Origin of the sequence: Ferruginibacter sp. HRS2-29, from assembly GCF_024343615.1 — a bacterium.
Taxonomy (GTDB): domain Bacteria; phylum Bacteroidota; class Bacteroidia; order Chitinophagales; family Chitinophagaceae; genus Ferruginibacter.
In genome coordinates this window covers 1-8,472 of the sequence record NZ_RJUB01000034.1, presented here as the reverse complement: position 1 = coordinate 8,472, position 8,472 = coordinate 1, and the positions used below count along the sequence as shown (strand labels likewise).

The window sequence follows — 8,472 nt, the reverse complement described above, 5'->3', positions numbered from 1 at the left end:
ACTATATTCGAATGGGGCTGTTCCGCAATAACAGGCAAACTTACGCCCATCTTTAAAGCGGGTAAAATTGGCTGTTTTGATAATTGTTACAGTCGCCGTAACCGGGCCTATGCCCCGGACACTTCTTAAATAACCATAATTGCTGCTGATCCCTTCATTGCTTTTAACAAGCGTTTTTCCAGCATTGCTAATACTTTCTGTTGAGATTTAATGATCAGATCACTCTCCTTGATTCCGATATTGCGGTATTCCTTAAGGCTGCATTTTAAAGAAGTTTTTTGTCTTACCAGGCCGGAACGAACTGTATTGAGCATTTTCAAGCGATCAAGATCTTTATCCACAGGAGCATGGGGTATTAGCTTATGTTGTTTCTCTACCCCATATAATGCGATCCTTCTGGCGTCTATTTTATCCGATTTCCCTCTTACTATGCCCTGGGATCTTAGTATTTCCAAAGCAGCCACCTTTACAAATAAAATCGAATACCGATGTAAAAATTCTTCAAACAGGTAACTGTAAAGTCCGGTATGTTCCATGAAGATACCTGCCTGGCAGGTGGATACGTTCTGTTCTTTAAACCATTGCAACAATAATCTAAATCCGCTTTCATTGTTTTCAATGCAATGGTGAGTGCCGGTAGAATGACAAAACACATCAATTGTTTTTTTGGAGAGGTCTGCTCCGATAATGTGCTGAACTTTCATAAATTTGTTTTTAAGCATTAATAAAAAGTTGCTTTGCCTAAAACCTTTAATTAGTCTTTAAGGACTTAATATTCTAATTGGGCCTTGCAACCGTGGAAGGCGATGGGGACTGATACACAGATTAGATCGTAAGTCTAGCCCTCTGTCAAGTTCACCCCATTTCCTTTCACAAATTTTATTAATCTTAATTACCTATCAAAGAGCTGTTTTCTATCTAAAGGCCCTCTGTGTATTCTGTGGTTCAATCTTTTCCTTTTCGCAGAAAAGGTTTGCGAAATGCAGATGATTATTAAGATAAACGCAGATAAGATCATAACAGATCATCACCATCCTAAATATCCGCGTTGCGTTTTCTGTTCCGTAGGAACATTTTATAGGTAAAAAAAACATGTAAATTTTTTTTCGTGCCGCAGGTACGATGTATGCCATTGGAAATTTCAAAATGGATGTGGCGCAGCAGATAAAAGATCAGTCGTATTTTTCAACCGTGCCCGTCATCGTTTTTTTTAACGCATGGCACAGTGTTTTTAAATATCAACCGTGCCACAGTGATTTTTTTTTGGCTGCCGGCACGGTCTCTATGAAACAATGTTTTGAAACCTATAAACTTAAAAAATAGCATCCGGTTATTTCTTTTTTTTGATCGCAGGTTCCTTTAACTCATTGGAAGCCAACTTGATCTTTTGCTTTTTGCTGGCTATGCTCACCCTGTTTTGCTCACCAAGCAGCCACGCCGCTTCCGCCAGCCGTGTAAGTTCATCGTGCAGCCATAGGAAGTTATATACCGGGGCCTCCCCTTTTTGTACCACTTCGTGAAGCCATTCCCGCATACAATGGCGCATTTGGGGGAGGTGCCAGATATCGAAGAAGTGTTCGATGACGAGGTAGGGGTTGGAGATTTCGGAGGTGGTTAGGGAGAGGGGGGCGTTGTGGTAGGCTGGTAGGTCTTTGGTGGAGGCTGCTTTAGACATTATTGAGAGTTTATAATTTGAATAATCAAGACTTATTTATAGAAAATCTATACAATATTATAATATTTCTAGCAAAATTTTGAAATTATTTTAGAAAATCTTCTATTATTTATCTTTAAGTTATAAACATTTATAGAAAATCTTGACAATCAATGACAAAGCTTGGTGAATACTTCGCAATAAAATCAGTTAATAAATCTGATGTCGCTAGAAAAACTGGATTGAGTAAAGCGAGGGTTAGTGAATTGACTATAAATGATACTACGAAACTGCGTGCGGATGAGTTGTATAAGATTGCATTGGCGATTGATGTGAAGCCGGGGGATCTACTTGAATTTGTATGTGGAGATTTGAAGAATTCCTAGTAGACAATTACTTTCTCTTTTGATTTTAAAAATTTTATAGTTAACTTACTAGATAGGCATTTGATGACTAAGAACATCAAGCATTTCAGTTCACTTTGTGGAATACCAATTACATGACTGAAATGTGAGCCCCTAACCCTAACATAGCTGCTATATGCGCAACCCAAAATGGCATAGAGATGAAATAATCCTAGCCCTTGATCTTTATTTTTCTCCTAATAGGGGAAGTATTGATAAAAAAAATCCCAAGGTGATTGAGGTTAGTAAAATTATCAATAAACTTCCTATATTTTCAATTAGACCAGATGCAGAAAAATTTCGAAATGCAAATGGTGTTACAATGAAACTTTCTAATTTTTTAAAATTCGACGAGACATATACTGGAAAGGGTATGAAAAACACCTCCAAATTAGATGAAGAAGTCTTTAAGGAGTTTGTTGATCAGCGGGATAAATTACATTCTATAGCTTCTGAAATAAGAAAAGTCGCTCTAGATGAAAATATTAAACTAAAAATTTATCAGATAGAAGATGACGAAGAAACTATCAATGATAGTGTGATGGAAGGGCAAGTACTTTATAAACTCCATAAAGTAAGGGAAAGGGATAAGAAAATAGTCCAAGAAAAGAAGAAGCAATCAATGATTGATGGAAAGCTTTATTGTGAAGCATGTGAGTTTGAATATCAATCTAAGTATGGGGAGTTAGGAACTGGATTTATTGAATGTCATCATAAGATGCCACTGTTTAATATACAAATTTCGAGAAAAACAAGATTAGATGATTTGGCTTTAGTCTGCGCAGATTGTCATAGGATGCTACATAGAAGAATAGATACACTTTCAATCGAAAACTTAAAATACATTTTGAACACTACCAATGATGGTCATGTAAATTTCCTGAAATAAAATATGCCCGCCGTAATTCCTAACGAACAAGTTTGATAAAATGAATTCTATTACATTTATCGATACTGAAATTGACCCTATAAGCAAAAAAATCGTTGATATCGGTGCCATTAAAGATGATGGTAATTTATTTCATTCAAGTTCAGTGAAGGATTTTACAATTTTCCTAAGTGGTACAGAGTTTGTCTGTGGCCATAATATTTTCAACCACGATTTAAAATACATTTGGAAGTCTCTAGACGATGCAAAAGTCAATCCATTGAATGTCATCGATACCTTGTTACTTTCTCCCCTTTTGTTTCCTATGAGACGTTATCATTCGTTGCTGAAAGATGATAAGTTACAAAATGAAGACATAAATAACCCACTTAATGATTCAATTAAAGCCAAGGATCTCTTATTTGATGAGATTGGAGCATTTCAACAAACAGATGAAACTCTAAAAAAAATCTTGTATTTACTTTTAAAAGATACAAAGGAATTTCAATCTTTTTTCAAGTATATTTCATATAAAATTCACGATACAAACCTTGAAGCAGTTATAAGCGAAAAGTTTTATTCAGAAATTTGTGGAGAAGCAGATCTTGTGAAGCTGATTTCGAGAAACCCCATTGAACTAGCTTATTGTTTGGTTTTAATAAATTGCAAAAACCGTTATTCAATAACTCCGCCTTGGGTGTTGAAAAATTATCCTGATATAGAATCGGTAATGAGTGAGTTGCGAAATAGACCGTGTTTAACAGGTTGTATTTATTGTAATCGAGCATTAAACATATACCAAGGATTAAAAACCTTTTTTGGTTTTGACACATTTAGAAAGTATGCTGGTGAGCATTTGCAAGAAAAGGCAGTTCAGGCAGCAGTCGATAATAAGTCTCTTTTAGCGGTCTTTCCAACTGGTGGGGGTAAGTCAATTACATTTCAAATTCCAGCTTTAATGAGTGGAGAAGCAACAAAGGGGCTTACTGTAATTATTTCTCCGTTGCAATCTTTAATGAAAGATCAGGTTGACAACCTTGAAAAAATTGGTATCACAGATGCAGTTACAATAAATGGTTTACTTGATCCGATTGAAAGGGGTAAATCTTTTGAACGGATTGAAGACGGTTCTGCATCGCTTCTTTATATTTCGCCAGAATCTTTACGTTCAAAAACGATAGAAAGGCTTTTATTGGGAAGGAAAATTGTCCGATTTGTAGTAGACGAGGCGCACTGTTTTTCATCATGGGGACAAGATTTTAGAGTGGATTACCTCTACATCGGTGATTTCATCAAGCAACTTCAGCACAAAAAAAATCTCTCGGAAGCAATTCCTGTTTCGTGCTTTACAGCGACAGCCAAGAAGAAAGTTATCGAGGACATTTGTGCCTACTTCAAGGAGAAGCTTTCTCTTAATTTAGAGATTTTTAATTCAAGTGCAACAAGAACTAACTTAAGGTATAAAGTTTTTGAAAAAGGAAACGATGAAGAAAAGTACAATTCAGCAAGAGATTTGATTGAAGAAAAGAATTGTCCTACTATTATATATGTTTCAAGAACTAAAAAAGCCCGCTTAATCGCTGAGCGCTTGATAAAAGATGGCTTTAATGCAACATCCTATCACGGTAAAATGGATGTTAAAGAAAAGTCCGCTAATCAAGATGCTTTTATAAAAGGCGAAGTTCAGATTATGGTTGCAACATCTGCATTTGGAATGGGAGTTGATAAAAAAGACATTGGATTAGTAATTCATTATGAGATTTCAGACTCTCTGGAAAATTATATTCAGGAAGCAGGAAGGGCAGGACGAGATGAAAACATAACGGCAGATTGTTTTGTTTTGTTTAATGAGGAAGATCTTAGTAGACATTTCATTTTGCTAAATCAAACCAAGCTTTCGATAAAAGAAATTCAACAAGTTTGGAAGGCAATAAAGGACTTAACAAGATTTAGGTTATCAGTTTCTAATTCCGCTTTGGAAATTGCACGAAAAGCTGGTTGGGACGATAATGTTAGTGAAATTGAAACTCGGGTAATTACAGCAATTGCCGCCCTTGAAGATGCTGGGTACTTGAAACGAGGGCAGAATATGCCAAGGGTATTTGCAAATAGTATACTTTCGAAAAATGCACAAGAAGCAATAGAAAAAATAAATAGGTCAAATAGGTTTGATGCGAATCAAAAAGAAAGTGGGATTCGAATTATTAAAAAACTTTTATCTAGCAAAAGTCGACAGCAAAATAATGATGATCCGGCTGAATCAAGAATCGATTATATTTCAGATCATTTAGGAATTGTAAAAGAGGAGGTTATTCATATAGTTAACCTTCTTCGTGAAGAAAAGATTTTAGCTGACGCTAAAGATCTAACTGCATTCATAAAAAAAGGTGAAAATATAAATCGGTCATTGAAAATAGCAGAAATATATTTCCAAATTGAAATATTTCTTTTGTCTGTTTTTGAAGAAGTTGAGAAAATATTTCATATTAAGCAATTAAATGAAGATGCGGAAGAAAAAGGATGCAAAGACGTAACGCCTAATAAATTAAAAACTATAATTAATTTTTGGGCAATAAAAAGTTGGATTAAGCGGCAAAACGCAAAACACTCCAAGAATAATGTTGCCATCGTCTGTATTCAATCCAAAGAATCTTTACAAGAAAAATTACAAAAGAGGCATGAATTAGCCCGGTTTATCATTGGGTTGATGTATGAAAAAAGCAATTTAAATAATGTAGATGTTGAGCAAGAAAAGGAAGAAGTATTAATTGAGTTTTCAGTTCATGAGTTAAAAGAAGAATTTGAAAAAACGCCTACTTTGTTTAAAACTTCAATTTCCATTGAAGATATAGAAGATGCGCTATTTTATCTTTCTAGAATTGAGGCAATCAAAATAGAGGGCGGTTTTTTGGTAGTTTATAATCGACTTACTATAGATAGAATTGAGCAAGATAATAAAAGAAGATACAGAAATGAAGACTACCAAAAGTTAAATCAGTTTTACGAAAATAGAATACAGCAAATTCATATTGTTGGTGAGTATGCACATAAGATGATCGGGGATTATAGGGGGGCATTACAATTTGTCGATGATTATTTCCGATTGAATTATAATTCTTTTCTGAATAAACATTTCAAAGGAAGTAGGCAAAACGATATCAAAAGAAATATAACTCCTGCGAAGTTTCGTCAATTGTTTGGGGCATTATCTCCTACGCAATTAGAAATTATTAAGGATAATGAAACAAAACATATTGTTGTTTTAGCAGGGCCAGGAAGTGGTAAAACGAGAGTATTAGTTCACAAATTAGCTTCACTTCTTTTAATGGAGGATGTTAAGCATGAACAATTACTCATGGTGACTTTTTCTAGAGCGGCAGCCACGGAGTTCAAAAAGCGATTAATTTCCTTGATTGGCAATGCTGCCCACTATATAGACATCAAAACTTTTCACTCTTACTGTTTTGATTTATTGGGCAAAGTTGGGAATTTGGAAAAGTCGGATACTATATTGAAGACAACAATTGAAAGGATAAAAGCAGGCGAAGTTGAAGCAAATCGGATCACAAAAACAGTTTTGGTAGTAGATGAAGCCCAAGATATAAATGCTGATGAGTTTGCTCTCATTGGTGCATTAATGGAGCAAAATGAAGAAATGAGAGTTATCGCAGTTGGTGACGATGACCAAAATATTTATGAATTCCGCGGAGCAAGTTCAAAATATTTACAGAAGTTCATGGAGGTGCAGGATGTAACCAAACATGAACTTATACACAATTATCGAAGTAAAAATAACCTAGTTCAATTTTCGAACGAATTTTTAAAAAAAATTAATCATCGATTAAAGGAAACTACTATTTCTGCAAATCAATCCGATAACGGAGAAATAAAATTGGTGCATTATAAAAATGGTAACCTTGTTAATCCATTAATCCAAGATGTTCTTTCAACAGAATTGGTCGGCACAACTTGTGTTTTGACAAAAACTAACGATGAGGCTTTACAAATTACTGGGTTACTGTTAAAAAGTGGACTACATGCTAAACTTATTCAGAGTAATGAAGGATTCCCTTTGCAAAATGTTTTGGAGATCCATTTTCTTTTGGATAAAATTGAAGTAGATAATGACGTAAAAATAATTACTGAGGAAGTTTGGGCTTACGCAAAGAGCGAAATAAGGAAAAGGTTTCAATTGAGTCGCCAATTTGAAATTTGCAATAATCTTATAAAACAGTTTGAACAATCAAACCCCAAGAAGAAATATAAATCTGATTTAGAGATTTTTATTAGAGAATCAAAACTCGAAGATTTTTACAATGAAAACGGTGAAACGATTTTTGTCTCAACTATTCATAAAGCCAAAGGAAAAGAGTTTGATAATGTTTTTATTATGCTTGAGGATTTTAATCCTTCAACGGATGAAGCAAAACGCCAATTGTATGTAGCAATGACAAGAGCAAAACGCAATATGAATATTCATTTAAATGGGGATTATCTTGATAGCATTGCTATAGACAACTTGCAGAAAAGAGAAGATGATGGAATTTATTCACCACCAAATGAAATTGTATTGCAATTATATTTAAAAGATCTTTGGTTAGATTATTTTATCTTAAAGCAACAGAATATTTCAGCTTTGATAAGTGGGGATACATTGATAGTGAATAGTGATGGTTGTGAAACAATTCTAGGGAGGTCAGTACTTAAATTTTCAAAACGGTTTCTCGGCGTTATTGAAACACAAAAGCAGAAAGGGTTTCATTTGAAAAAGGCATTGGTGAATTTCATTATATATTGGAAGAAGGAAAATACCGAAGAAGAGATTAAGGTTATTCTGCCAGAGTTATATTTTGAGAAATCAATAACGTCAAAATAAAAAAGGTACTGTTTCATAAACTGTGTAAGTGATCAAGAACTTGGGGTACCCCAAGTTCTTGATCACTTTTTTTATAACTTTAAAACACAGTTTAATTATGGACAACGAACAACAACTCACGGATGCTTTTTTAAAGCAACTCAAAACCGGCGACCAGCTCAACAGTTTTTTAGCCCAACTCCAAAAGCGGGGTATTGAAAAAATCCTGGAAGCTGAACTTGATGCACATCTGGGTTATGACAAGCATGAGAAAAGCAGCTCTTCCAATGCCCGTAATGGTACATCAGCCAAACAGGTAAAAACTTCTTTTGGAGAGTCTACCGTTCAGGTACCAAGAGACAGGGATGCTTCTTTTAACCCGATGCTGCTGCCTAAAAGGCAAAATATGGTGGATGGGTTAGAAAACGTCATTGTATCTCTTTACGCTAAGGGAATGAGTGTAAGCGACATTGAAGAGCAGATAAGAGAAGTTTATAATTTTGAAGTGTCTGCTTCCACCATCTCCCGTATTACTGAAACAGTAGCCAATGACGTTATTGCCTGGCAGAACAGGCCCTTGGAGCCGGTGTATTTAATTGTGTGGATGGATGGCATCGTTTTTAAGGTGAGGGAGAATAGTAAGGTCATCAACAAAACCATTTACCTGGCCGTAGGACTCAATAGGGACGGT

At 35.1% G+C, this 8,472-nt stretch carries 7 protein-coding genes; 4 read left to right on the top strand and 3 right to left on the bottom strand.

Annotated elements, in window-relative coordinates; all coding sequences use genetic code 11:
* The 3 genes from EGI32_RS21335 to EGI32_RS09880 all read right to left on the bottom strand — a co-directional run.
* Window positions 1–81, bottom strand: an 81-nt coding sequence (locus EGI32_RS21335; RefSeq protein ID WP_369681650.1) for a transposase, incomplete at its 3' end; no start/stop codon positions are given.
* A 44-nt stretch (window positions 82–125) separates the two neighbouring features.
* Window positions 126–704 (bottom strand): transposase, encoded by a 579-nt coding sequence (locus tag EGI32_RS09885; RefSeq protein ID WP_255155231.1) that lies wholly within the window; start codon window positions 702–704, stop codon window positions 126–128.
* Between the two features lie 626 nt (window positions 705–1,330).
* Window positions 1,331–1,675: a hypothetical protein gene (locus tag EGI32_RS09880; RefSeq protein WP_255155230.1), complete on the bottom strand. Its 345-nt coding sequence runs from the start codon at window positions 1,673–1,675 to the stop codon at window positions 1,331–1,333.
* A 152-nt stretch (window positions 1,676–1,827) separates the two neighbouring features.
* Between EGI32_RS09880 and EGI32_RS09875 the strand changes: the two genes are divergently transcribed.
* From EGI32_RS09875 to EGI32_RS09860, 4 genes are all read left to right on the top strand, one after another.
* Window positions 1,828–2,040 carry a helix-turn-helix transcriptional regulator gene (locus EGI32_RS09875; protein WP_255155229.1) on the top strand — a complete coding sequence of 71 codons (213 nt, stop codon included), beginning with the start codon at window positions 1,828–1,830 and terminating at the stop codon, window positions 2,038–2,040.
* Between the two features lie 154 nt (window positions 2,041–2,194).
* Complete coding sequence (locus EGI32_RS09870; protein ID WP_255155228.1) at window positions 2,195–2,947, top strand: HNH endonuclease; 753 nt, start codon at window positions 2,195–2,197, stop codon at window positions 2,945–2,947.
* 40 nt (window positions 2,948–2,987) lie between these two features.
* Entirely contained in the window at window positions 2,988–7,802 is a 4,815-nt protein-coding gene (locus EGI32_RS09865; protein WP_255155227.1) for a RecQ family ATP-dependent DNA helicase, read from the top strand.
* Window positions 7,803–7,899: 97 nt separating this feature from the next.
* Window positions 7,900–8,472 (top strand): transposase (locus EGI32_RS09860; protein ID WP_255155139.1); only part of this gene is annotated, 573 nt, incomplete at its 3' end.